Below are 24,621 nucleotides of genomic sequence, written 5' to 3' on the forward strand. Positions count from 1 at the left end.
GGTGATGTTCGACGCCTCGCTCACCCGTCGCGGTCGAGTCGTCCTCGCGGTCTGTCTCGCCGGCGCGGTCATGGCCGTCGCTGTCGGGGGGCGGTCGCTCAACGCCGTCGTCCTCCCCGGCGTCGTCGCGCTCGCGGCCGGCTACGTCCAGATGTCGCGGCTGGAGACGCCGGGAGCCCGCCGGTCGGGGCTCGTCGACGGGTTCGCCGGCGAGGTGCGCGAGGTCCGCGTCGACTTCGACGGCGGCGCGCCGGGCGCGCCCGTCGACCGCCCCTTCGTCGCGGACGTCCGCGACCGCCTCGAGGACGGGCTGACCGCCGAACACGCGACGGGCGACGCGGTCCGGGCCGCCGTGGGAGTCGAGCCGGCGACGTACCGTCTCCGGCTTCTCGAGCGAGGCGAGCGGCGGCTCGGACCGATCGAGGTCCGGGCGACCGACGTGTTCGGGCTGTTCGAGAGACGTCTCGTCGTCGACGAGCGCGACCGGGTCGTCGTCTACCCCGCGATCCGCGCGATCCCCGCGTGGTTCCGGCGGGGGCTGTACGCCGACGAGACGCTCGGGTCCAGTCGCCAGCGAGAGGAGTTCGACCGGCTCCGCGAGTACGCGCTCGGGGACTCGCTCCGGGACGTCCACTGGCCGGCGACGGCCAAACACGACGAGATCGTCGTCAAGGAGTTCGCCGCCGAGACCGACCACCGCCGGGTGTCGATCGCGGGCGAAACGCGCTACTCGGCCGACGCGGACGCGGCCGACGCGCTCGCGACCGCGACCGCGAGCCTCGCGTGCTCGCTCCTCGACGACGGCGTCCCCGTCGACGTGCGGCTTCCCGCCGGCGAGGTCGCCGCCGAGCCCGGTCCCCGCGGGCGACGCGAACTCCTCGAGCTCGCCGCACGCACCGGTCCGGGCTCGATCGACGGCGATGCTGACGTCCGGGTCGTCGCCGGGCGCGACGACGCTCGGATCCTGACCGAGGACCGAACGGTCCGGTTCTCGGAGATGGCGGCCGCGTCGAGCGGATCGAGCGGGAGAGGTCGCGCCCCGAGCGCCTCGACGGGCTCGAAGGGTCCGGCGGGCTCGACCCCCAGCGACCGCGACGGGGGTCGAACCGGCCGGCGGTCCGAAGCCGTGGCCGGCGACGGAGGGATCGGCGGCGGAGGGGCCGGGCGATGACGCGCCGAACGCCCGACGAGTCGACCAGGACGCCCCCCGATACCGGGCCGTTCGACGCGATCCCGGGCGGCCTCACGGAGCCCGCCGCGCTCGGAGTCGCCGTCGCCGCCGTCGCGTACGTGAGCGCGTTCGCCGCGGTCACGAACGTGGTCGGCGGAACGGCGAGGCTGCTGGCGGTCGTCGCGGTCGCCGCCGTCTGCGGGGCGACGCTGGCGCGGACCGTCTCACCGCGGAGCGCGATCCGGCTGACGGTCGCGCTCTTCGTCGCCGGGCTGGTCGGGTACTACCTCACGATCCCCGGCAGCCGCGTCGCGCTCGGCTCGCTCGGGGCCGTCGCCCTCGACGTGGTCTCGCTCCTGACCGGGCTCTCCGTGCTCCGGCTCGTGGCGGTCGACGTGTGGGTACTCGTGATCGCGCCCGTCCCGACGTTCCTCGTGGCGTACCTCGCCGGGCGCGGCCGTCACGTCGCCGCCGTCACGGTGGCCGGCGGGACCCTCGGGTTCTTCGTGCTCACCGGCGACGCGGGCGACGCGGTGACGCTCGCGGGGGTCGTCGGCGTCGCGCTCGCGGTCGGGCTCTCGACCGTGTCGGTCCCCGGCGGGATCCGGAGCCACGGCGGGACCCTCGCGACGGTGCTCGCGGTGATGGTGCTCGCGAGCGCGACGGTGACCGTGTTGCCGGCGGGCGCCGCACAGCCGTGGGCCGTCGACCGAGGCGCGCCGGGACTGGAGTCGAGCGTCGTCGGCGGCGACGAGCTCGATATCGTGGGGACGACGCAGCTCTCGCCCGAGGTGCGGTTCACGATGGAGAGTCCGGTCGAGCGGAACTGGCACGTGGCGTCGTACGACACCTACACCGGCGACGGGTGGGTCAGGTCGGGCGAGGAGCGGCCGCTCGACGGGCGGCTGTCGGGGCCGCCGGGGGACGCGAAGACGGTCGAGTCGACGTTCACGGCCGAGACCGACCTGGAGACGATCCCCGCGCCGTGGCAGGCGGTCGCCGTCGGCGGGGTCATCGGGGAGGCGGCCCAGGTCGACGAGCGCGGGACGATCCACCCCGGCGGACCGATACTCGAGGGCGACCGGGTCGCCGTCGAGAGCCGGGTCCTCGACGCCTCGCCGGCGGAGCTCCGGAACGCGAGCACCGACTACGACCCGGCGATCGAGGAGCGGTACACCCAGCTCCCCGAGAGCACGCCCGACCGCGTGGGCGAGCGGACCGCGGAGATACTCTCTGACGCGGACGCCGAGAATCCCTACGACCAGGCGACCGCGATCGAGTCGCACCTGATCGAGGAGTACGACTACTCGCTGACGATAGACCGCCCCGAGGGCGACATCGCGGACGCGTTCCTCTTCGAGATGACGGCCGGCTACTGTACGTACTTCGCGACGACGATGGTCGCGATGTTGCGCTCACAGGACATGCCCGCGCGGCTCGAGACCGGCTACACGAGCGGCCAGCAGGTGGGTTCCGACGAATACGTGGTCCGGGGACAGAACGCCCACACGTGGGTGTCGGTGTACTTCCCGGAGCACGGGTGGGTCGAGTTCGACCCGACGCCGGGCGCGGAGCGCGACCTCGCCCGCTCGATCAGGCTCGCGGAGGCCCGCTCGGACGGCGTCGAGGGGATCGACACCAACAGCTCCGGCTTCGAGATCTCCACCGTCGTCCAGGAGGAGCCGACCCGCTTCCCGGACGCGAACGCAACCGAGAACGGGACGGTCGACGACGGGAACGCGTCGTTCGACGGGACGAGCTCGACCGTGAACGATTCCGTGTCGGAGGAGGCGCGTCCCGACCGGGGCACGTTCGACACCGCGGCCGCCGATGACGGCGGCCCCTCGCTCCCCTCGCGGGAGGTCCTCGGATACTGGCTCCTCGTCGCGATCGTCGCGACCGCGGGCGCGCGCCACGTCGGCGCGACCGACCGGGCGTACCGCGCCGCGCGGATACGACTGCCGGGTCGGTCGCGGACGCCGCGTTCGGACGCGAAACGCGCCTTCGCGGACCTCGAGCGGATCCTCTCGCGGCGGTACCGCGAGCGTCGCGCGGGCGAGACGCCGCGAGCGTACCTCGAGGCGCTCCGCGAGCGCGGCGTCGACGATCGGGTCCACGCGGTGGGCGAGGCGTACGAGCGGGCGGCGTACGCCGGGGACGTGACCCGCGAGGAGGCCGACGCGGCGAGGCGGGCGGTGCGACGGATCGCGCTGGAGTCGACCCCTCTCGTCGGCCGGTTCTTCGAGGAGGAGTCGACCACTGAGGAGTGAGAGACCGGTTCGGACCCGTTCGCGTCGGGATCGAGGAGGCCGGCCCGATCGGGCGGGCTGCCGACACTATTTAATACGGGCACCCTGTACTCTCGAACTGTAATGTCGGAAGTCTGCTCGACGTGCGGGCTGCCCCAGGAACTCTGCGTCTGCGAGGACGTCGCGAAGGAGTCCCAGCAGATCAGCATCCGCATCGACGAGCGCAGGTACGGTAAGGAGGTAACGGTCATCGAAGGCTTCGACCCGAAGGACGTGGACATGAGTTCGCTGTCCTCGGACCTGAAATCGAAGTTCGCCTGCGGCGGCACCGTCGAGGACGGCGCCATCGAGCTACAGGGGAACCACTCGGGTCGCGTGGAGGACTTCCTCCGCGATAAGGGATTCAACGTCGCGTGACCGCCACCTGAGTACCCGTCGTCGAGCGCTTTTCACCGTTTTTCACGTTCGGCGAGCCGTGCGGCCGTTCCCCCTAGGGGCCGGTCGTCATCGGTGCGACGACCGTTCTCGGGAGGAGAGAGACGATCGCATTCAGAACAGGAGCGCCGCGCGCCCGACGACGAACGCCGCCGTCGCGAGGAAGGTCCCGTACTTGAAGCGGCTCTGTGCGGTGGTCGGGTCCGAAAAGCCCTCGTAGCAGGCGTACAGCATCACCGCGTCCGCGACCGCGACGACGACGAGGTAGATAGCACCGAAGGTGCCGAGGAGGTACGGGAGCGGGCTGACAGCGACGGCGACGGCGAGGGTTCCGGCCCCGACCCACAGCGCTCGGCGCTCGCCGATCGCGACGGGAAGCGTCCGGAGCCCCTCCTCGCGGTCGCCGGCGAGGTCCTCGACGTCCTTTATCACTTCGCGGGTGAACGTCGAGAGCGCGGCCAGCGCGGCCAGCGCAAACGGGGCCTCGAGGCTCCCGACGGCCGCCCCGCCGAAGAGGAACGTCGAGCCGACGAGGTAGGAGACGAGGGCGTTCCCGAGCCCCGGCGTTCCCTTGAACACCGTGGTGTAGGTGACGAGCGCGACCAGGTTGACCGCGGCGATGGCGAGGGCCGCGACCGGCAGCAGCGCGGCGAGACCGATCGCGAGGCCGAAGAGCGCCACCGAGAACGCGAACGCGCCACGCGGGGAGACCGCGCCGCGCGGTATCGGGCGGTCCGGTCGGTTGATCGCGTCGATCTCGCGGTCGAAGTAGTCGTTGATCGCGTTGCCGGCGGCGACCGCGACCGCGGTCGTGACCACCGCCACCGCCGCGACGAGCGTCGCGTCGCCGATCCCGGCCACGAACGCGCCGGTGGCCGTCAACACGCCGGCGGCGACGCAGTTCCCCGGCCGCGTCAGCTCCAGTAGCCCGCGTAACGTGTCTTTCAACTCGTTTCCGTCCACCGGCGCACGCGACATAAACGACGCGGGATCGGTCCGGCCACCGACGACGCGGGCTCCGGTCACTCGACGAACGGGTCGACGGGGATTCGATCCCCCTGGCGCTCACTAACGTTTATGCCATGTGGAATGAAACGGACGCACATGGCTAAAGGCCTGGACGTCGGTACGATGAACATCCTCTCGGGGCGACAGGAGGGCTCCGAGACCGTGTTCGTACAGCAGCGCAACTCGTTCGTCGAGATCGAGTACAGCGATATGGCCGAACAGATGCTCTCCCGAAGCGAGGTCCTCCACATCCGGAAGGACGACAAGGTGTACGTCGTCGGCGACGACGCGCTCAACTTCGCGAACATCTTCAACAAGGAAACGCGGCGGCCGATGCAACACGGGATCTTATCGAGCGACGAGTCCTCGGCGATCCCGATGATCAAACTCATCACCGAGCAGGTCGTCGGCGAGCCCTCCCGCCCCAACGAGCGGCTGTTCTACTCCAGCCCCGCCGACCCGATCGACTCGCCGCTCACGACGCTGTATCACGAGAAGACGCTCGAGTCGATGCTCGGCGACATGGGATACGACCCCGAGCCGATCAACGAGGGGATGGCCGTCATCTACTCCGAGCTCGCCGACAACAACTTCACGGGGCTCGGGATCAGCTTCGGCGCGGGGATGACGAACGTCTGTCTCGCCTACTACGCCGTGCCCGTGATGAAGTTCTCCATCGCCCGCGGGGGCGACTGGGTCGACGAGCAGACCGCGCAGGCGACCGGGACGCCCGTCGACAAGGTCACGAGCATCAAGGAGGACGACTTCGAGCTCGACTTCCGCACGGACGTCGGCGGCGTCGAGGGCGCGCTCGCCATCTACTACGAGAACTTACTCGATTACGTCATCGAGAACATCACGCGCGAGGTCGACGAGGAGGACGTCGAGGAGGGCCTCGACGTGCCCGTCGTCGTCACCGGCGGCACCTCCAGCCCGAACGGCTTCGAGGACCTCTTCGCCGACCACCTCGCGGACGCGAACATCCCGTTCTCGATAAGCGGCGTCCGCTCGCCCGACGAGCCGATGTACAGCGTCGCCAGCGGCGCACTGGTGGCGGCCCGCTCCGAGGAGGGCGCGGACGGCGACGCCGGCTCCGCGGAGACGGAGGCGGCCGAGGCGTCCCCCGAGTCCGAGGACTGACCGGGACGACCGTCCTCGCCCGCCCTCGCCCGCGCCCTTCCGATCGGTTCCCGGTTTCACCTCCCGTGAGCCGAGGCCACGCCGACGTCGTTCACGTATCGACGGCGTTCGTGCGGCGGCAACGTTCGAAACTACACGAACAATTATTAAGGATAGTGGCCTAGGAGTGAGTGTGGCATCCGTAGTACACGACTGATCGGCGATCGGAACCCGACCCGGCGGGTGCGGTTCCCGTCGGGCGCGGAGATCACGAGACGGACGACACGGACGACGAACTACCGACGGCGGCCGAGGCGGTCGCGCGGGCGGCCGCGACGTTCGACCCGACGGACACGCGACGGATCCCGAACGGGACCGACGAGTGGAACGGGTACGCGGGGTCGTGTCACGTGGAGGAGTGACCTCACGTCGGACCCTTTTAGACGCCCGAACGAGTAGCGCCGAACGGCCGATGACGATCCACCGCTCCGAGCCGGACTCGGCACCCGGCCACGACGAGCCCTATGAGTGCCGAGGCCGCCATTTTCGACGGTAGAAGGGATTTCTGAGGACATCTGGTTGTGGCCACGGTAGACCTAAGCCCCAGTCAGGTTCTCGCCGAACAGGCAGACACGGATTTAAGAACGTTGCCGAGCAATCGTGTTTCATGGCCGCCGAAATTTCCGACCGGGTTCGAGAAATCGCTGAGGCTCGCGGCCTTCCGGAGTCCGAGGTATTCGAGCGGGCACTCGAACGCGGTCTCGAAGACCTGTTGGAGGACCTCGTTCTCGCGCGGTACCTCGACGGCGAGCTCGATCGCGAGGAGGCCATCGATCGCGTCGGTCGGACGAAAGTCGAGCGAGCGGACCGAGAGCGCGAGGTCGTCGAGGAAGACGTCGACTGGGGCCTGAACGCGTGACGCTTGCGGCTGTCTCGGACGCTGGACCGCTCATTCACCTCGCCGAAATCGGTTCACTCGAACTCCTCGCGACGTTCGACACACTCCTCGTTCCAGAAACGGTGTACGAGGAGATCGACGCCGGTGGTGTTCCAGACGGGTTGGCCGACCTCTCGTACGAACTCGTCGAAGCCGACGAAAGCCGAGTCGGAACTGAAGAACTGGACGCCGGAGAACGCGCCGCGATCGCGGTCGCTGAAGGGGGGAATTGTTCTCCTAACCAACGACCTCGCCGCCCGAGAGACGGCATCCGACGCAGGCGTCGAAGTGCGCGGTTCTATCGGCGTCATCGCGCTCGGTTACGGCCGCGGATCGCTCGACAGGGACGAAGCGGCATCGCGTATGCGAGCACTCCAGCGTGAGACGAGTCTCTTCGTGACCGAAGCGGTTGTGGAGCGCGGCATCCAGATGCTGGACGACCAGTAGCGGGACGAGCGGCTCTATAGACGCGCTAAACACATTCACTAATGGATAGATCGTGAGTCGTGAGTGCCGAGGCCGACGAGTGTAGGACCACCGTTCGTCCTTTGACATCCACCCGCGCCTGAAGACGTGGGAATCCCACGGCACCGCGCCGATAACTCTCGGAAAGCGCGTTTAGAGGACGTTTTTCCCGGCGAGTCACGGAGTCGTCTCTCGTTCGTTCAACTGGCTTGGAAGGTATCCATTCCGCCGGCGACGTATGGTCCGTCCAACCTTCTTTTGAGAGCACAACATATAAATATGCTAGCGGATAACAATAGATTAGATGAGTCTAATTAATATATTCGGCGCCATTATATGACACACGGAAAGGGCGCCGGACGAGCAGTCACGCGACGGGACGCGCTACGCGCCGGCGGTGCCGCGACAGTCGTGGGGTTATCCGGTTGTACGGCACTGCCGAGCGCTCCGGGACAGGCCGGAGGCGAGGACGGCAGCGACGGGCCGGTCGCCGTGGCCTCGTTCTTCAGCTTCTTCGACTTCGGACGGCAGATCGCCGAGGGTACCCCGCTGACGGTGGAGAACCTCGTTCCGACGGGGCTACACGGTCACGGTTGGGAGCCCAACGCCAGCATCACCCGGCGCGTCATCGAGGCGGACGCGTTCGTTCACGTCGGGGAAGACTTCCAACCCTGGGCCGATCGCGCCATCCGAACGATCGAAGGTGACGACGTGGACACGGCGCTCATCAACGCCCGGGAGGGAATCGACTTGGTGGATCTCGCCGCGTCCCTCGATCGTGAGGAGGAAGGTGTCGGCGCTCAACGCGGGAAGGACCCGCACTTCTGGCTGGATCCTCGACGCGCGATGGCGTCCGTCGACAACATCGCCGACGGGTTCGCCGAGGTCTTCCCGGAACACGCCGACGCCTTCCGCGAGAACGCCGAGACGTACAACTCCGAGGTGCTCGAACGGATCGACTCGGACTACGAGGCCGTCTTCGACCGAGCCGAGCGCGACGTCGTCCAGTTGGCCGCGCACAACGCCTTCCAGTACATCGGGGTGCGTTACGGCGTGCGAATGCGACCGCTGGTGACGAGTCTCGCGGCGAGCGGCGACGTCAAGCCCGCGGACATCCGGGAAGCGGAGGCGGTCATCCGCGAGAACGACATCGAGTACATCGCCAACGGAGTCTTCGAGTCCCAGCGCCCGGCCCAGCAACTCGTCCGCGAGACGGGCGTGAAGGCGTACTTCCCCGTGACGCCGTATGCCGGCGTCCGCGAGGAGTGGGTCGAGGAGAACTGGGGGTACGAGGAGATCGCGTACAACATCAACATGCCCACGTTCGAGATCGTCCTCGGCAACGAGACGCCCGAGGACGCGGCCCCGACCGACGGCTGGGTCGAACAGTGGCGGAACTTCGAGCCGGTATGAGCGCGAACGACGCGGACCGCGCGACCGTCGCCGGACGCGCAGAGGGCGAGACCGCCACCTCCGAGGACGGGCCGGTCGTCGACCTCTCCGGCGTCACGTTCGGCTACACGGCGACGCCGGTCGTCGAGGACGTGTCGCTGACCATCGATCCGGGTGAGTACGTCGCCGTCGTGGGGCCGAACGGCTCGGGAAAATCGACGCTGATGCGACTGATGTTGGGTCTGCTTGAGCCCGACGCGGGCACGGCACGGCTGTTCGGCGAACGTGCCGATCGCTTCGACGACGGCGAGCGGATCGGCTACGTCGCCCAACAGGCCAGCGCCGCGAAGGGGATGCCCATCACCGTCCGCGAGGTGGTGAAGATGGGGCGATTCCCGCACGTCAGGTTCGGCCGACTGTCGAGCGAGGACTGGGCCATCGTCGACGACGCGCTCGCGACCGTCGGGATGAGCGCGTTCACCGACCGACGCGTCACGCAGCTCTCCGGGGGCCAACGTCAACGCGCGTTCATCGCGCGGGCACTGGCGAGCGAGGCCGACCTGCTCGTGCTGGATGAGCCGACCGTCGGCGTCGACGCCGAGTCGGTCGACGCCTTCTATAACCTGCTGGCGGCGCTCAACGCCGAGGGGATCACTATCATCCTCATCGAGCACGACCTCGGGGCGGTCGTCGAGCACGCCGACCGCGCCGTCTGTCTGAATCGCGAGATCTACTTCGACGGTTCGACCGACGAGTTCGTCGAAAGCGACGCGCTGGTCCGAGCGTTCGGGGCCGAAGCACGGCTTCTCACGGGGGTGAGAGAATGAGCGCAGGCGTGGTGGCCGTGCTCGCGGCGAGCGGCCTCGCCACCGCGGATCCGGCGCTCGTACTCCCCCTTCAGAGCGGACTCGGCGACTCGGTGTTCGGGATCCTCCTGTGGTTCCTCGATCAGTGGTACTGGCTGATGGACTGGGTGTACTACTTCACCGGACTGGAGATGCTGAACCCGCGCTACCGGTTCATGCACCGGGCGATACTCGTCGGGCTCTGTGTCGGCGTGATGGCGCCGCTCATCGGGACGTTCCTCGTTCATCGACAGCTCGCGCTCATCGGCGACGCGCTGGCTCACACCGGGTTCGCTGGGGTCGCCATCGGGCTGTTCTTGAACGCCGTCTTCGATCTGGGTGTCTCGCCCTATCTCACCGCCGTCGTCGTGGCGATGATCGCCGCGCTGTTCATCGAACTCATCTCGGAGGTCACGGACGCCTACAACGACGTCTCGATGGCGATCGTCCTGTCGACCGGGTTCGCGTTGGGAACGACGCTCATCAGCCTCAACGCGGGTGGGCTCGCCGTCGGCGTCAACCAGTTCCTCTTCGGCAACCTCGCCACGGTGTCGCCCCAGAGTGCGGCCATTCTCTTGGTGTTGTTCGTCGTCATCGTCGGGACGGTGGCCGTGACGCGCAACCAGCTCCTGTACGTGACGTTCGACGAGACCGCGGCCGCCGTCTCCGGAATCTCCGTCAACTGGTACAACCGGGTGATGGTGATGCTGACGGCGATGGTCGTCGTCGGCGCGATGCAGATCATGGGGGTCATCCTCGTCGCGGCGATGCTCGTGGTTCCGGTCGCGGGCGCGACCCAGGTGTCCCGTAGTTTCTCCGAATCGCTCGTCGTCTCGGTCGTCCTCGCGGAGCTCGCGGTGTTGCTGGGCATAGCCGTCGCCTACTACGGCGGCGTCACGGCCGGAGGCATCATCGTCCTCGTCGCCGTGGGGATCTACGTCTGCGCCGTCGCGCTGGGCAAGGTCCAGTCCGCCCGCGGCGAACGGGACGCGCCCGAGATGGGTAGCATCGAGGCAGATAGCGTCGATGTCGGCACCGAGACGGGGGACGACTAACGGGAACCGTCAGTGAGGGCGATTCGCCGAGCGACGGCCACGAGCGGGTATCGACCCCTCGCGATCGGCGCGTTCCCCTCCGTTACTCCCCCTGGCTCGGCATCCGCCGCGCGAGCACCGACACCAGCGCGTCCATGTCGCGCGTCTGGTACCAGGCCGTCCCCGGCCCGGAGAACTCGAAGACGAGCCCCTCGCCGCCGAGGAGGCTCGATTTGAGGCCGCCGACGCGCTCGATCGAGTAGTCGATCGTGTCGTCCCAGGCGACCAGGTGTTGGTTGTCCAGGACGTACGACTCGCCGGCGTCCAGTTCGATCGTCTCGAGGCCGCCGTAGGAGTCGACGAAGACCGTGCCGGTTCCCTTCAACGCCAGCGGCGTCAGGCTGGCCTCGCCGAGCATCGACTTGAGGCCGCCGATCTCGGAGTCGATGTCGATCCCGTCGGTCGCCGCGAGGAACGCGCCGTCGACCGTGTAGAGGGTCTCATCGCGAAGCTCGTGGGCCGCGACGTCGCCCGGCGACGGCGGAGCGAACGTCACCGTCCCCGTCCCGCCCTCGGCGGTGAACTCGTTGGCGAAGGCGGACTCCCCGCCCAGGAGCGACTTCGCCGAACTGAGCAGGCCGTCCCGGCTCGTACCGGTGTCCATCGAGACGGTCGCGGAGTGGCCGACCATCGCGCCCGGCTCGGCGACGATCGACTCTCCGGGCTCCAGCGTGACGATCAGGTGCGTGTACGACGGCTTGTGGGTAAAATCGTACTCCATGGGGATCTCCGCGGATGAATTCCGCGGATTAGTACTTAAATTGATGCCTCGGCGGCCCGATGGGTCCCGCTCCGAAACGGTTCCGCCCGCCGGTCGATTTATGACCGCCCGATCGCAGTGATCTGGCATGACAACGGATGTCTCACGAGAGGCGATCGGCGAGCACGTCGAGGAGAACCGAGATCGATTGGTGGCGTTTCTGGAGGAGCTCGTCTCCGCCCGATCGCTTCCCGGCGAGGAGAGGCCGGCACAGGAGGTGATGAAGGCGAAGTTCCGCGATCTCGACCTCGCCGTGGACGCCTGGGAACCGGACGCCGACGCCCTCCAGGAGCATCCGGGGTTCTTCGAGACGACGGCGTATCGGGAGTACGGATACGAGGGTCGTGAGAACGTCGCCGCGGTCGACGAGGCGGCCGGCGAGGGGGGCCGCTCGCTCGTGATGAGCGGCCACGTCGACGTCGTCAATCCGGATCCCGTCGGCGACTGGACGTACGATCCGTGGGATCCCACGGTCGAGGACGGGCGAATGTACGGTCGGGGGACGATGGACATGAAGGGCGGCATCGCCGCATTCGTCCACGCCTACGAGTGTCTCCGTGACCTCGGCATCGACCTCGCCGGCGAACTGACGCTCCAGACGACGATCGAGGAGGAGGCCGGCGGGGTCGGCGGCGTCCTCTCGGCGCTGGAGCGTGGCTACCGTCCCGACGCCGCGATCGTCGCCGAGCCCTCGGGCGTCCCGAGGGTCGGCGTCGCCAGCGCGGGCGTGCTGTACTTCCGCGTCATCGTTCCCGGAAAGACGGCACACACCGCCTACAAGTTCCTCGGCGTCGACGCCGTCGGGAAGGCGTTCGAGGTGTACCGGGCGCTTGAGGCGTACCACAACGAACTCAACGGCCGGATCGAGGACTACGGCCCCGCGCTCAACCAGTACCCCGAGGCGGCGGGCAGCACCGCCAACCTGAGCCTGACGAACGTCGAGGTCCCGGGATCGTGGACGTCGACCGTTCCCGGCGAGGCGGTCATGGAGTTCCGGGTCGGGTGGCCGCCGAGTGCGAGGATGGACCGCCACGCGGTCCGCGAGGAGGTGGAGGAAGTCGTCGCGGAGGTCGCGGCCGGGGACGAGTGGCTGAGCGAGCATCCCCCGGAGATCGAGTGGTTCGGCTGGAGCACGGACCCGCACGAGATCGACTTCGAGACCGACTTCTACCGCCTCGTGTGCGAGGAGACGGAGGACGTCACCGGTGGGAGCGTGGAACACCGGGGCGGTCTCGGCGGCAACGACGAGCGGTTCTACAACCGATATTACGGGATCCCGACGCCGAGCGTCGGTCCGGAGGGAGGAAACGGGCACGGGGCCGACGAGTTCGTCGAGATCGACTCGCTGGTGGAGACGGCCGAGATCCACGCGCTCACGATGATCGATTGGTGCGGGGTGGCCTGAGTCGAGGTGATTCGGGGTGACGTGAAATGGCGTCGGTTCCGCGGAGTCCGTCGGCGCGCCGATCAGCCGGTCCGAGCCTACCAGGCGGACCAGGCGGTCAGGCTCTCATCGCGGCCGTACATCCGCTTGAGGTCCTTCGCGTACGCCATGTCGCCGGCGTGATCGAGTTTCTCGTGGCGGTACTCGGGGGCGTCCTCGCGGATGTGGAGCCCCTCGATCGTGAACTCCTCGTCGCCGAACTCGACGGTCTCGCCGACGACGAACTCCATGTCGCCGGGGACGTTCACGCGAACCGATCGGGTCCTGTCGGCGTCCCCGTCCTTCGGGTGGAGCGTGACGTCGACGGCGACGTTGTCGACTGCGCGGGTCCACAGCGTCTCGACGCTGGTGATCGCGGCGTCTTCGACGCGGTGTTCGGGGCCGAGTTCGATGCCGGTGATCCGGACCTGCATCAGCGCGTCCTCGGTGTCGACGACGAACTCCTCGCCGGTCTCGACGCCGCCCTCGGCGGGAACCTCCATCTCGGTGGTGAAGGAGTCGCCGCCCTGCGAGACGACGATCGTGAGGTCGATGGTCTCCGTTTCGGGGATCTCGGCTTTGTGCGTGTGGCCGCAGTCGGTACACCGGACGGTGGCCTGGCCGCCGGGTTTCAACACCTCGTGGACGGTCTCCTCGCCCGGCGAACACGACGGGCAGACGAGACCGACTCGGTCTCCGGTTTCGGTCATTACGGCGTCGTTCCCGCCGCGCGCGTAAATATCCGCTCCCCTAGGTCCCGTGTGCGTGCCACTGCCAGCCGTGTACGGGAGAGTGTCATAGGAGATTTTCTACCCAAACAGGAATCGCTCAGTACAGCCACCTTTTTCATCGTCGGGTGCCCTCGCTCACTGCGTTCGCTTCGGGAACCACTCCTCGAAAAAACCTGGAGGGAAAAAGCCGACTCCGCCGTCTTCGACGGCTCCGTCGGTGAACCGTTCGCTTCGCTCGCGGATGCTCACTACAGATGAAAGAACGAGCGATCGTGGTGGCGCGCCTGCGAGCGCCCCGCGGGCGCGAGCAGTCCGTGAGGGACGCGGTGAGCGCTCGGAGAGCGCGAACCGCGAGGCTGGGGAGGTCTGAGGTGCTGGGCGGTTGCGGCCGGGTGGGACTCAAAGGGGCAGTCGGCTCCGGGAAGACGGCCGACGTAAGGACCGCAGGAGCGAACATAGTGAGCGACGAGGACCGCAGCGAGGCCCTCAACCGGAGCCGACTGGGGCTTTGGAGATGTTCTCCGCGATCGTGATCACCGCCCCAGCAACGATCTCTTTTTTATTACCTCTAGAATTCACGAAACGCCCGCTCTATAGGCATCCAACTCATACAGATGGTTCACAATTCAGACACGAAACGAGATCAGGATCCTCACGTCTCGTTCCCGAGTGCGTGACGCCACGATCACGCTCTACTCTCGGCGCAACACGAGCGCGTCGCCGTCGGCGTACGCGTCCTTCCGCCGATCGACCACGTCGAACCCGCACGTCTCGTAGAGCGCGAGTGCGGCGTCGTTTCCCGGATGTGCCTGGAGCGTCACGGGGCCGGACACGTCGTCGACGACCGCTGCGAGGAGCCCGCGGGCACGACCCTCTCGTCGGAAGTCGGGATCGACGACGAGTTCCGCGAGGTGACAGCCGGGACGGGTCGCCGCGTCCACCGGGAGCGCGTAGCCGACGACCGAACCACTCCCCGCGATCGAGCCATCTCCCGCGACCGAATCAGTTTCGGAGACGCTCACGAATCCCGACCCGATCGCGACCCCGTACTCCAGCAGGTCCGAACTCGGCTCACGGAGGTGTTGCTGGAGGGATCGAACACGGCCGGCGTCGGCGGGGCGGATCCGCCGAACGCGCGGGTCGGAGTGGGCGTCGAGATCGGTCATCCGGGTCACCAGAGCGCGACGCCGACCGCGACGCCGACCGCGACGCCGACGCCGACGCCGACCGCGAGGGCCGCGCCCGAAAGCGTCGCGAGGAAGTTCACGGCCTGGTTACCGATCCGATCTCCCTCGATCAACGCGCCGAGGGCGCTGTCGACGGTCATACCGAACACGCCCGCGAGAACGACGACTCCGCCGGGGCGGAGGACGCCGCCGCCGACGACGGGGGCGACCGCCGGGAAGGGAGCCGTGGCGAGGACGGCGATCAGCGCCGCCCCGACGAGGCCGGCGACCTCGCCCTGCCACGTCACGGCGCCGTCTGTCCCCGGTTCCACCGGCCGGAGCGTCGTGATCAGCCGCGGATCGTCGAAGAGCCCGCCGATCTCCGAGGAGAGCGTGTCCGACATCGCGGTGGCGATCGCGCCTGCGAACGCGAGCCGGAAGACCGATTCGGGGACGGCGACGTGCGGGGCCGCGGCGTAGCCGAGGAGCGCGACGAGCGCGACCGCGGAGTTGGCGAGGACGTTCCCCGTCCCGCGCGCGCCTTGGTTCTCCTGGGCGACCCCGCGGTCGGCCTTCTCGTCGAACCGGTACTTCGAGGCGAGCCCGCCGACGGCGTAGAAGGCCATCAGCGTGAGGAACCAGGCCACGCCGCCGAGCACGACGGTGAGAAGCGAGAGCAGGACTCCGGTGAGCATCCCCGGCACCGAGGCGGCCCCGAGCGCGTAGGAGGCGTAGCCGAGCGCGGCCGTCACGGCGAGCGCCGCGACGACGCCGACGGCGGTCACGGTCGGGTCGAGCGCAGTGAATCCCCACGCGATCAGCGCGACGACGACGACCGTGATGTGGGCGTCCCGCGCGTACACGAGCGAGCGGACCAGCGCCGCCGTCAGCACCGCGACGGCGCCGAGGAACGCGAACTCTGGGAGCGAGCCAACGAGCGAGCCGATGAGCGCGCCGAACCCGCTCCCGGAGACGATCAGTTCGGCCGTCCCGTCGGAGACGACCTGTCCGGCGACCGCGGCGACGCCGCCGGCGACGAGGTAGCCGGCGACGAGCCGGAACTCGTCGTCGGAGCGAGTCCGGACGAGTTCGCGACCGAGACGGCCGCCGCCGACCGCGAGCGCGGCCGACGCGAACGCTCCGGCGGGCAGCGGAACGGGTGGAAACGTGGCGACGGCGGCGAGCCCGGCGAGCGCGAGCGAGAACGCGCCGACGCCGTAGAGTCGCTCTTCCTCCCTGTCGCCCGGGAGTGCGAGGGTCTCGAACCACTCGCCGTCGCGGATGGCGAGGAGGAACACGGCGGCTGCCAGAAGGAACGGGACGACGGCGGCGGTGCCGACCGCCGGCGAGAACGCCGCGAGCGCGGCCACCGCGGCGAACACGCTCGCTCGCCTGACCCTCCGATACACACCGACGAGTATCCGCGACGACCACTTAACCCTCCCGACAGCGGGGCGGCGCGATCCGGCGGCGGCCGGCTGAACGACGGGAGCGGACGGAGAACGCGAGAGACGACGGCTCGGCCGACTCGAGGAACTCACACCGGAGAACGGAAATACGAACGGACTCCCCGCGGCTCAGTACCGGTACTCGTTGAACTGGACCGCGTGACCCTCGATGACCCGGATCTCGTTTTCGGAATCGGGCTCGTCGTCGTCCGCGGTCGCGTCGTGTGAGTCAACCGCTGTCATACTTCGGTAGTTACCGTACTCCTACATAAACTATGCGGAAATAACGACCGGTTCCGGCGCGGTCAGAGCACCCGGTCGATCTCGCCGAGGTGGTCGAGGACGTGGTCGGGTTCGACGTCGCTCGCCGCGAGGTCGTTCTCGTTAGTGACGCCCGACAGCACGAGGACGGTGGTCATGCCGGCGCGCGCGCCGAGCGCGACGTCGGTATCGAGGCGGTCGCCGACGACGAGACACTCCTCGGGCGGGTACGGGAGCCGCTCTCGAATTGTCTCGATGGCGGGATCCGAGGGCTTTCCGAGGACGACGTCCGGGTCGCGCCCGGCGACGGCCGCGACCGCCCGGATCACCGCGCCGGACCCGGGAACGTCCCGCTCGGCCGCGGGGATGACCACGTCGGGGTCCGTGCCGATGAAGGGGATCCCCCGATCGAGCGCCCACAGCGCCGCACAGAGGTCGTCGTAGTCGAACGACCGGTCGATCGAGGCGACGAGCGCGTCCGCGGCGTCGACGTCGTCCGTCGTCGAGAGCCCCGCGTCGGCGAACTGCTCGAGCAGGCCGGGCGCGCCGAGACAGAGCAGATCGTCGCGAGCGTGGTGCTCGCGGAGGTACGCCGTGGTCACGCTCCCGGCGGTGATCACGTCGTCCGCGGTCGCGTCGTACCCCGCCGCACCCAGCCGATCGACGTACGCCGGCGGCGCCTTCGTCGGGTTGTTCGAGACGAACAGGATCTCGACGCCGGCATCGCGAAGCCGGCGGTAGCCCGACGGTGCGCCGGGTATCGGGTCGTCACCGCGCACGACCGTCCCGTCGACGTCGAGGACGGCACCGGAGAAGTCCATGTCCGTCCCTGGGCCGCCGTCGCCGTATGGGTTGCGCTCGGCGGCGCGTTGGGGCCGTCGACCGGCCGAGTGGCAGGTTCGTTCCAATATCGTGATCGGTCGCACTCACGGGATAACGGAAGGGTAAAGCGGCGGCGGTCCGAATCGAGGTGTACTGTGACGACGACTCAGGTGACCCTCGTCCAGATCGACAACTACGGGCCGTGGACGGTGACGCCGGAGCCCCGCCGGGAGATGGACCTCCAGAGCCTCCAGTCCCGGCTCTTCGCCGACATCGCCGAGTTCCTCGGCCACCGCGACGGGTACGCCTTCTTCACCCGCTTCGACAACATGATCGCGGTGACGAACGGGGTCGACGGCGACGCCCACGCCACGCTCCAGGAATCGATCGGCAACCGCTACCCGGTGACCGTCAGCCTCGGGACGGCCGTAAGCGATCGGCCGATCGACGCCCTCGAGGCGGCCAACGCCCGGCTCCAGACCGAGGGAAGCGCGCAGGACGAGGGCCGGACCGAGGTGCTCGCCGGCGAGTACCTGACCGAGAGGAGCCCCGGAGACGTCCAGATCGCCCACTTCGACGTGGTGAACGTGACCGGCAAGTACACCGACCGGCTCAACGAGTTCGACACGTTCATCGACATCGAGCGAGCGTACGCCTCGCTGATGCGGCACCTCCGACGGGAACACGGCGCACTCTCCTTCTTCGTCGGCGGCGACAACGTGATCGCCGTCTGCCCGGACATGCCCGAGGCCGCGTTCGCGGACGCGGTCGACCACGTCGTCGCCGACGTCGACGTGGAGCTCCAGGTCGGCGTCGGGAGAGGAGAATCCGCCCACGAGGCGGGCTTCGCCGCCAAACACGCGCTGGAGGACTGCCGCCACGCGGGGACCGCGGTCGAACTGTTCGGCGCGCCGGCGGCGAGCGACTGAGATGGACGGTCGGGGCGGCGGCCCCGATCCCGGCCGCGTCGACGCCGGGAGCGACACGGACGCCCCCCGCGTCGGGATCGTCGTCTACGGCGATCTCGATTCCCGCTCCGGGGGATTCCTCTACGACCGCCGGCTCGCCGACCACCTCGCGGACCGAGGTTGGACGGTCGAGGTCGTCTCGCTGCCCGAGCGATCCTACCGGCGGTCGCTTCTCACGAACCTCGCACCCGGACTCGTCGACCGGCTCGAACGCTTCGACGTCGTCCTCGAGGACGCCTACTGTGGCCCCTCGCTGTTCCTCGCGAACCGCCGAGTCGAAACGCCGGTGGTCGCGTTGGTCCACTACCTCCGGTCGGCGGTCGTCGGCGAATCCGTCGGCGACCGGGCGGTTCGGGCGATCGAACGCGACTACCTCCGGACCGCGGACGCGTACGTGTTCAACAGCCGCCCGACGCGGGAAGCGGTCGCCGATCTGTGCGGGCTTGAGGTCGTGGAGTGGACCGAGGGAACGGCCGGAACATCGCTCCCCGGCGTCGTCGCGCCTCCCGCCGGCGATCGACTCGGGACGGCTCCGGCGCTCTCGGGGGACCGGCTGACCCGAGACCCGTTCCGGGTGATCGCGGTCGGTAACGTCACCCCGCGGAAGGGGATCGCGACCCTGATACGGGGGCTATCGCGTCTCGACGACGGGATCGACTGGCGGCTCCGCGTCGTCGGCGACACCGACGTCGCGCCCGATCACGTCGCGTCGCTGCGGGCGCTCGCGGACCGACACGGAGTCGCGGACCGCGTCGCGTTCGCCGGCCGCGTCGACGACGACGCCCTCCGGGAGGAACTGCGCTCGGCGCACGTTCTCGCGGTCCCGTCCCGGTACGAGCCGTTCGGGATCGTGTATCTGGAAGGGATGGCCTTCGGGTTGCCGGCGATCGCCTCGGCGAACGGCGGCGCGAGCGACTTCGTCGGCGACCACAACGGCGCGCTCGTCCCCCCCGGCGACGCCGGGGCGGTCGCGAACGCGATCGAGCCGCTCGCGCGCGACCGCGACCGCCTTCGCCGGTCGAGCGAGGCGGCCCGCGAGACCTTCCGAACGCACCCCACCTGGGAGGAGACCTGCGATCGCGTCCGGCGGTTCCTCCGCGGGATCGTCGACGGACAGACGCGTTCCGGGTCGCTCGAGACCTCCGGGCCACACTGATCTCACGACTGATAATTCGCATGTGAGGTTTTTATATTCATGCGGGAAACGGCCGGATAGCATGTCAGAAGAGATAGTTTTCGTCTGTACGGCGGAGGGGTGTGACGCCGGACCGTGGGAGGGCGCTCACGACGCCATGGCTCACTGTGAGGAGACCCCGGACCACGGCTACACCGGTCGCCCTCGATCGGAAGTGGACGGAGTGATCCCCGCGACCGCGGTCGAGAAGCGAGACAACCGGAACCTCCAGCACAAGGGTCACCCCGAGGGCGCGCTGGCGAACGACGACTGAGTCCGAGCCTCGCGGCGTCGGTCTCAGCCCTCCTCGAACAGCCCGAGGTCGTCGGCGACGAGGTCGGCCAACTGGTCTTTGAGCCCCGGATCGACCTCGGCCACCTCTTCGCCGCCGTGTTTCCCCTCGTTATGTCGGGAGAGCGCGTCGGCAACGTCCGAGAGCGGGACTCGCGTCTCCGTCTCGCAATCGGTACACACGATCGGGACGGTCGGCTCCTCGGAAGACATCGCTCGGAGAGTGGCGGGTGCCCGGTATAGTCCTTCGGGGACGCGTCGACGTGAGGCGATTCCGCCGGGACGCTCACCGGAAGAGCCGGAACGAGCCCTGCCCGACGACGACCTCCGAGGAACCGTTCTCCGTCGTGCTCGTCACCGACATCTCGCTGACACCGATGGACCCGCCCGACCGGACGACGGTCGCTTCCGCCTCGAGGTCGCCGTTCGCGGGCCGGAGGTAGTTCGTGTTGAGATTCACCGTCGCTACGCCGCCCGAGAGCGGATCCTCGAAGGCGGTCCGTTGAGCGAGTCCGCCCGCCGTGTCGATCAGCGTCGCCGCGACGCCGCCGTGGATCGTCCGTCCGTCCGCGTTCGTCAGTTTCGAATCGAACGGGATCGACAGCACCATCCGCCCGCGCTCGACGACGTCGACCGACGTGTTGAGCCACGAGAGGTAGCCGTGCTCCTCCTCGATCCGGCGTTTCATGACCGACACCGCCTCCGCGGAGAGCGGATCCATCTCCGAGACGTCCTCTTCGTCCATGCCCGGAGATCGCCACCGGTCCGTTTGTATCCCCGGATCCGTGCCAGCGACCCGTCGATTCATATCCGATCCCGAACCAGCCTCCCCGTGACCTGACGAACCGTCCGCGGCGGCCGAGACGGGAGCCCGGCGCACCGCCGCGGAACACGACTCCGAGCGCCGGCTGTTCGCCCGACACGTTCTCTCGAAGTGCGGCCGGAATCCGTACCATCACCCGCCGGACGCCGCCACTTCACCCGACGCCGAGTCGGATCGGGTCGTCGCTCGCCGCGAGGTCGATCGAGACGTGGTCGCCGATCGCGAACTCGTGGCCCAGACAAACCACCTTCGCGCCGTAATCGGCGTCTCGAGCCGCGAACAGCGACAGTCCGGTGACGCGCTCCCCGTTCGCGGTCACGTCGATGGGCTTCCACTCGATCCCTCGGTCGGTGGCGACGCCGGTTCGAGTTCCCCACAGCGACACGCTCTCGCCGGCGTCGAGCGTCGCGAACGCGCCGCCGCCCGCGTAGTGCGCGAGCCCGCCGTCGAGCGGGACGCCCTCGTCGCTCCCGATCGCCGCGAACCGCTCGCCCGGATCCGGATGTGCCGGTCCGTCCAGCGTGACGTGGCTCGGCCCGCACTCGACGACCACCCCGGTGCCGTCCCAAGGGACGCTGGTGACGTTCACGTCCACGCCGATCGGGAGCGATCCGCTCGCTCGGAGCGCGTTCGTCCCGGGCGACCGGAACTCGAGGTGGACGTGATCGTCGACCCACCGACCGAAGAAGCCGGATCGCGTCATCGGTCCGAGAGCGTCGCCGACTTCGACCCGATCGCCCGGTTCCACGCTCGGAGTCACGTGAAGGATCCGCGCGAGCGTTCCCGGTTCAGCGTCGGTCCGCCGACACCACTCCTCGTCAAGGTCGACGACGATCAGGTGGTCCTCGGACGCGGCGTACGATCGCTCCGGACAGCCGACGGTGTGCGTCTCCCGGACGATGCCGGCGACGGGTGAGATACCGTCCCCGCCGGGAGGATAGAGATCGACCGCACACCCGGTGTCGTGTGCTGGGTACGGGGAGTTGAACCGCGAGAACCGCCGGTAACGGGAGACGACCTCCGCGGGGATCCGAATCGGTGCGGTCACTTCGGAGCGACCTCGATCCCGTCGATCTCGAAGCACGCCCCTCCGTCGGCCTCGTCGACGACGCGGACCGACCAGCCGTGCGCGTCGGCGATGTCGCCGACGATCGCGAGTCCGAGACCCGTGCCGTCGTCGAGCGAGACGCCGCGCTCGAAGACGCGGTCCCGTTCGTCGGACGGGATTCCGGGCCCGTCGTCGGCGACCCGGAGCGCGACACCGCCGTCGCTCCGCTCCGTACGAACGCGAACGGTCACGTCCTCGCCGGCGTGCTCCACGGCGTTACGGAACAGGTTGGCCGCGAGCTGTCGGAGCCGATCGGCGTCGGCCAACACCGTCTCGTCGCCGTCCTCGACGAGAAGCGTCGCCGAACCCGTCTCGAGCCGCGACCAGACGGTTCGAACCGTCGCGTCGACCGAGACGGGTTCGACCCCGTCGACCGCCCGGCCGGCGGTGGCGAGCGAGAGGAGTCCCTCGATCAGATCGTCCATCCGTTCGTGTGCGTCCGCGGCCCGTTCCAACGCGTCGTCGTCGCCGTCGCCGTGACGCGCCAACTCGACGGCCGCGGTCGCGGCCGCGAGCGGGTTCCGGAGATCGTGACTGACCACGCCAGCGAAGTCCTCGAGCCGCTCGTTCTGCCGCTCGAGCTGTCGCTCTCGGCGCTCCAACGCCGCCTGTCGGCGCTCCCGTTCCGTCACGTCCCGAAGGAGGAAGACGTGGCCGCGGTCCGTCCCGCGCGGGTCCGTGATCGGGTCCTCCTGGATGTCGAACTGGCGGCCGTCGATGGTGATCGGGTGTTCGTCGCCGGACTCCAGATCGGGGAACGCCGTCGAAAGCGACTCACCGACCGCATCATCCGGAAGGATCCGCTCCGCGGCGGGGTTGAGGTCGCGGATCCGCCCGTCGGAGCCGGCCACGATCACGGGGTCCTGCATGACCTCGACCGCCGTGTCCCGCGCGACGACCGAGGCGTCGAGGGTACCGAGCCAGAACACCACGCCGTACAGGAACACGCCGTGGACGACGAACGCCGCGGGAGTCCAGTCGACCGTCGGATAGCTTCCGAAGTCGAAGACGGTCGCGATGCCGGCGAGAAGTGGAAACAGCGTTCCGAGCAGGGCGACGAACGTCTGGAGTCGGTAGCGGTTCCCGGTTCGACGGTAGAGGTCGACGATCACGAGGATACCAGCGACGTACAGCCCGTAGGCGTACGCGAGGAAGGCGAGTCCCGCCGGACCGAGTCCGGTCTGTACGAGCGTGAACGGCCCCTCGACGATCGGATCGAAAGACGACCGAGCCAGTCCGTGCGTCCGACTCGACCACGCCAGGAGGACCCAGATGAACGCCGGCGTCGCGAGCCCGATCAGCCGGCGCTCGGTCCGCCACTCGTCGCGGCCGGCGTACGCGAACGCGAACGCGACCCAGAGCGCGGGCATCGCGGCGAAGAACGGCGTCGCGGTCTGGAGCGCGCCGATCATCACGAGCGGGTTCGGGCTCGCGACTCTGAGCGCGTACAGCACGGCGACGACGCCGCCACAGCCCAGGTAGAGTGAGACTTCGAGCCCGCCCGGCTCGTCGCGCTCACGCCATGCGACCCGCCCGAGAAAGAGCCCGACGACTCCGGAGAGCAGACAGGCGAGGAGATACGCCTGGACCGGGAGCGCGGTCGGGTCGCTCATCGATACCGGAACCAGCCCAAGGACCGGCAAAACCTTTGCGCCATTCCGCACGGCGACCGCCTCCGGACGCAAGCCGTTTGTCGGTCCGCTCCGTCGCGGGTCACATGAGAGTGCTTCGGGGACGGGAGGCGACCATTCGGGCCGACCGCGAGCACACGGCCCGGCTTCTCGCGGACGCGGCTGACGGCCGTCCCGGCGTGCGGGTCTGGACGCCTCCCCGGCAGGTCGCGTTCGGTCGGCGCGATGCGCGGGAACCCGGGTACGACCGGGCGCGCCGAGTCGCCGAGTCGGCCGGGTTCACTCCGTACGAGCGCGACGTCGGCGGCAGGGCGGTCGCGCACACCGGAGAAACCCTCACGTTCGCGGTCTCGATCCCGCTCGATCGGGACCGCGGGCGCATCGACGAGCGGTACTCGCGGGTGACCCGTGCGGTTCGATCGGGTCTCGAGGGGATCGGAGCCGCGGTTTCGCGCGGCGAGCCATCCCGGTCGTTCTGTCCGGGGGACCACTCCCTTCGCGTCGGCGACGGCGGGAAGCCGGGAGGCGGAAAGCTGGCGGGGATCGCCCAGCGAGTCCGCGCCGACGCCGCGCTCGTCGCGGGCTGTCTGGTGGTCTCGCGGTCTGACGCGGCGGCGTTGGCGACCGTCCTCGAATCGGTGTACGACGCGCTCGACGTTCCGTTCGACCCGGGCTCGATCGGGAGCATCGCGGAGGCCGGGGGTCCCGCTGACGCCGAACGAGTCGCGCGAGGCGTCGAGAGGGCGTTGATCGACCGGTCGAACGCCGACTCCTGGCGAACCGAGCGGGTCGGCGTCGAACCGTGGTGAGCCGAAACAGGCCACGATCGCGGCGAGAGGACGGTTCGACGCGCTCTCGGCGTGTCGCGCTTTCGACGTGCTTTTTATTCGCGGGCGTCTCGGTCTGCGCATGGCCGAATTCAAAGTCGTCGTCGCCGACCCCGAGACCGGCGAGACGTTCCAGCGAGAGGTCGACGGACAGGACGCGAACCGGTTCCTCGGTCGAGACGTGGGCGACGAGATCGGCGGCGACGCCGTCGGACTCCCGGACCACACCGTCGAGGTCACCGGCGGCTCGGACGAGACGGGCCGACCGATGCGCGAGGACGTCTCCGGAACGCGCCTGAAGGAACTGCTCTTGGAAGGCGGCGTCGGATTCAAGCCGTCCCGCGAGGGCGAGCGCAAGCGGATCACCGTCCGCGGTCGCGAGATCGCCGACGACGTGGCCCAGATCAACGTCTCCGTCGTCGACGGCGAGGGCGACGTCGCCGCCGCGTTCGAAGACGACGAGTAGTCGCCCT

General features: G+C 68.9%; 24 protein-coding genes and 1 pseudogene. 15 read left to right on the plus strand and 10 right to left on the minus strand.

Translation table 11 applies throughout. The features are described 5' to 3' along the window. Positions 1-4: 4 nt before the first annotated feature. From FN829_RS07870 to yciH, 3 genes are all read left to right on the plus strand, one after another. Positions 5-1,171, plus strand: coding sequence for a DUF58 domain-containing protein (locus FN829_RS07870; protein WP_142986437.1), 1,167 nt, complete (start codon positions 5-7; stop codon positions 1,169-1,171). Beyond that, positions 1,168-3,441, plus strand: a complete 2,274-nt coding sequence (locus FN829_RS07875) for a transglutaminase TgpA family protein (protein ID WP_142986438.1) — start codon at positions 1,168-1,170, stop codon at positions 3,439-3,441. Before FN829_RS07870 ends, FN829_RS07875 begins: the two co-directional genes overlap by 4 nt. Positions 3,442-3,543: 102 nt before the next feature. Then, positions 3,544-3,837 (plus strand): stress response translation initiation inhibitor YciH, encoded by a 294-nt coding sequence (gene yciH / locus FN829_RS07880; RefSeq protein WP_004046732.1) that lies wholly within the window; start codon positions 3,544-3,546, stop codon positions 3,835-3,837. Between the two features lie 132 nt (positions 3,838-3,969). Here the strand turns inward: yciH and FN829_RS07885 are convergent, their stop codons facing one another. After that, positions 3,970-4,803: a geranylgeranylglycerol-phosphate geranylgeranyltransferase gene (locus FN829_RS07885; RefSeq protein WP_142986439.1), complete on the minus strand. Its 834-nt coding sequence runs from the start codon at positions 4,801-4,803 to the stop codon at positions 3,970-3,972. Between the two features lie 156 nt (positions 4,804-4,959). Between FN829_RS07885 and FN829_RS07890 the strand changes: the two genes are divergently transcribed. The 6 genes and pseudogenes from FN829_RS07890 (at position 4,960) to FN829_RS07915 (ending at position 10,676) form a co-directional block, all read left to right on the plus strand. Then, positions 4,960-6,003 (plus strand): hypothetical protein, encoded by a 1,044-nt coding sequence (locus FN829_RS07890; protein WP_449272321.1) that lies wholly within the window; start codon positions 4,960-4,962, stop codon positions 6,001-6,003. Positions 6,004-6,649: 646 nt separating this feature from the next. Next, a complete protein-coding gene (locus FN829_RS07895; RefSeq protein ID WP_142986441.1) occupies positions 6,650-6,901 on the plus strand; it encodes a hypothetical protein in 252 nt (83 codons plus the stop codon). Then, positions 6,898-7,366, plus strand: a pseudogene (locus FN829_RS07900) (nucleic acid-binding protein). The gene FN829_RS07895 and the pseudogene FN829_RS07900 overlap by 4 nt, the downstream one beginning before the upstream one ends. Positions 7,367-7,720: 354 nt before the next feature. Continuing rightward, positions 7,721-8,797: a metal ABC transporter substrate-binding protein gene (locus tag FN829_RS07905; RefSeq protein WP_142986442.1), complete on the plus strand. Its 1,077-nt coding sequence runs from the start codon at positions 7,721-7,723 to the stop codon at positions 8,795-8,797. Beyond that, entirely contained in the window at positions 8,794-9,603 is an 810-nt protein-coding gene (locus FN829_RS07910; protein ID WP_142986443.1) for a metal ABC transporter ATP-binding protein, read from the plus strand. The genes FN829_RS07905 and FN829_RS07910 overlap by 4 nt, the downstream gene beginning before the upstream one ends. Further along, on the plus strand, positions 9,600-10,676 hold the full coding sequence (locus tag FN829_RS07915) for a metal ABC transporter permease (protein ID WP_142986444.1): 1,077 nt from the start codon (positions 9,600-9,602) through the stop codon (positions 10,674-10,676). Before FN829_RS07910 ends, FN829_RS07915 begins: the two co-directional genes overlap by 4 nt. Positions 10,677-10,758: 82 nt before the next feature. Here FN829_RS07915 and FN829_RS07920 read toward each other — a convergent pair whose 3' ends face one another. Beyond that, positions 10,759-11,436, minus strand: a complete 678-nt coding sequence (locus FN829_RS07920; protein ID WP_142986445.1) for a TIGR00266 family protein — start codon at positions 11,434-11,436, stop codon at positions 10,759-10,761. A gap of 127 nt (positions 11,437-11,563) precedes the next feature. On the opposite strand from FN829_RS07920, the gene FN829_RS07925 reads away from it, so the two are divergent. Further along, positions 11,564-12,880 (plus strand): ArgE/DapE family deacylase, encoded by a 1,317-nt coding sequence (locus FN829_RS07925; RefSeq protein WP_142986446.1) that lies wholly within the window; start codon positions 11,564-11,566, stop codon positions 12,878-12,880. A 77-nt stretch (positions 12,881-12,957) separates the two neighbouring features. Here the strand turns inward: FN829_RS07925 and FN829_RS07930 are convergent, their stop codons facing one another. From FN829_RS07930 to FN829_RS07945, 4 genes are all read right to left on the minus strand, one after another. Further along, the gene (locus tag FN829_RS07930) at positions 12,958-13,608 is read right to left on the minus strand and encodes an HVO_0476 family zinc finger protein (RefSeq protein WP_142986447.1); all 651 of its coding nucleotides are present in this window, start codon (positions 13,606-13,608) and stop codon (positions 12,958-12,960) included. A gap of 713 nt (positions 13,609-14,321) precedes the next feature. Beyond that, complete coding sequence (locus FN829_RS07935) at positions 14,322-14,795, minus strand: GNAT family N-acetyltransferase (RefSeq protein WP_142986584.1); 474 nt, start codon at positions 14,793-14,795, stop codon at positions 14,322-14,324. A 5-nt stretch (positions 14,796-14,800) separates the two neighbouring features. Beyond that, positions 14,801-16,204: a DUF92 domain-containing protein gene (locus tag FN829_RS07940; RefSeq protein ID WP_185955718.1), complete on the minus strand. Its 1,404-nt coding sequence runs from the start codon at positions 16,202-16,204 to the stop codon at positions 14,801-14,803. A 344-nt stretch (positions 16,205-16,548) separates the two neighbouring features. Beyond that, positions 16,549-17,325: an HAD-IIA family hydrolase gene (locus tag FN829_RS07945; RefSeq protein ID WP_142986448.1), complete on the minus strand. Its 777-nt coding sequence runs from the start codon at positions 17,323-17,325 to the stop codon at positions 16,549-16,551. 156 nt (positions 17,326-17,481) lie between these two features. Here FN829_RS07945 and FN829_RS07950 point away from each other — a divergent pair, with 156 nt between their 5' ends. From FN829_RS07950 to FN829_RS07960, 3 genes are all read left to right on the plus strand, one after another. Continuing rightward, positions 17,482-18,255 carry a GTP cyclohydrolase III gene (locus tag FN829_RS07950; RefSeq protein ID WP_142986449.1) on the plus strand — a complete coding sequence of 258 codons (774 nt, stop codon included), beginning with the start codon at positions 17,482-17,484 and terminating at the stop codon, positions 18,253-18,255. Between the two features lies 1 nt (position 18,256). Next, complete coding sequence (locus FN829_RS07955) at positions 18,257-19,450, plus strand: glycosyltransferase family 4 protein (protein WP_142986450.1); 1,194 nt, start codon at positions 18,257-18,259, stop codon at positions 19,448-19,450. Between the two features lie 61 nt (positions 19,451-19,511). Next, positions 19,512-19,742, plus strand: coding sequence for a hypothetical protein (locus FN829_RS07960; protein ID WP_142986451.1), 231 nt, complete (start codon positions 19,512-19,514; stop codon positions 19,740-19,742). A 23-nt stretch (positions 19,743-19,765) separates the two neighbouring features. Here FN829_RS07960 and FN829_RS07965 read toward each other — a convergent pair whose 3' ends face one another. From FN829_RS07965 to FN829_RS07980, 4 genes are all read right to left on the minus strand, one after another. Beyond that, a complete protein-coding gene (locus FN829_RS07965; protein WP_142986452.1) occupies positions 19,766-19,972 on the minus strand; it encodes a hypothetical protein in 207 nt (68 codons plus the stop codon). A gap of 73 nt (positions 19,973-20,045) precedes the next feature. Then, positions 20,046-20,504 carry a PaaI family thioesterase gene (locus FN829_RS07970; RefSeq protein ID WP_142986453.1) on the minus strand — a complete coding sequence of 153 codons (459 nt, stop codon included), beginning with the start codon at positions 20,502-20,504 and terminating at the stop codon, positions 20,046-20,048. A 232-nt stretch (positions 20,505-20,736) separates the two neighbouring features. Continuing rightward, positions 20,737-21,630: a hypothetical protein gene (locus tag FN829_RS07975; RefSeq protein ID WP_142986454.1), complete on the minus strand. Its 894-nt coding sequence runs from the start codon at positions 21,628-21,630 to the stop codon at positions 20,737-20,739. Continuing rightward, positions 21,627-23,303 carry a sensor histidine kinase gene (locus tag FN829_RS07980; RefSeq protein ID WP_142986455.1) on the minus strand — a complete coding sequence of 559 codons (1,677 nt, stop codon included), beginning with the start codon at positions 23,301-23,303 and terminating at the stop codon, positions 21,627-21,629. The genes FN829_RS07975 and FN829_RS07980 overlap by 4 nt, the downstream gene beginning before the upstream one ends. A 104-nt stretch (positions 23,304-23,407) precedes the next feature. On the opposite strand from FN829_RS07980, the gene FN829_RS07985 reads away from it, so the two are divergent. Together FN829_RS07985 and FN829_RS07990 are read left to right on the plus strand one after the other, a co-directional pair. Beyond that, positions 23,408-24,130, plus strand: a complete 723-nt coding sequence (locus FN829_RS07985) for a lipoyl protein ligase domain-containing protein (protein ID WP_142986456.1) — start codon at positions 23,408-23,410, stop codon at positions 24,128-24,130. A 100-nt stretch (positions 24,131-24,230) separates the two neighbouring features. Then, complete coding sequence (locus FN829_RS07990; protein WP_142986457.1) at positions 24,231-24,614, plus strand: 30S ribosomal protein S6e; 384 nt, start codon at positions 24,231-24,233, stop codon at positions 24,612-24,614. The last annotated feature ends 7 nt before the right edge of the window (positions 24,615-24,621 follow it).

This window comes from Halorubrum cibi, from assembly GCF_900182635.1.
In the GTDB taxonomy this organism is placed as follows: Archaea; Halobacteriota; Halobacteria; order Halobacteriales; family Haloferacaceae; genus Halorubrum; species Halorubrum cibi.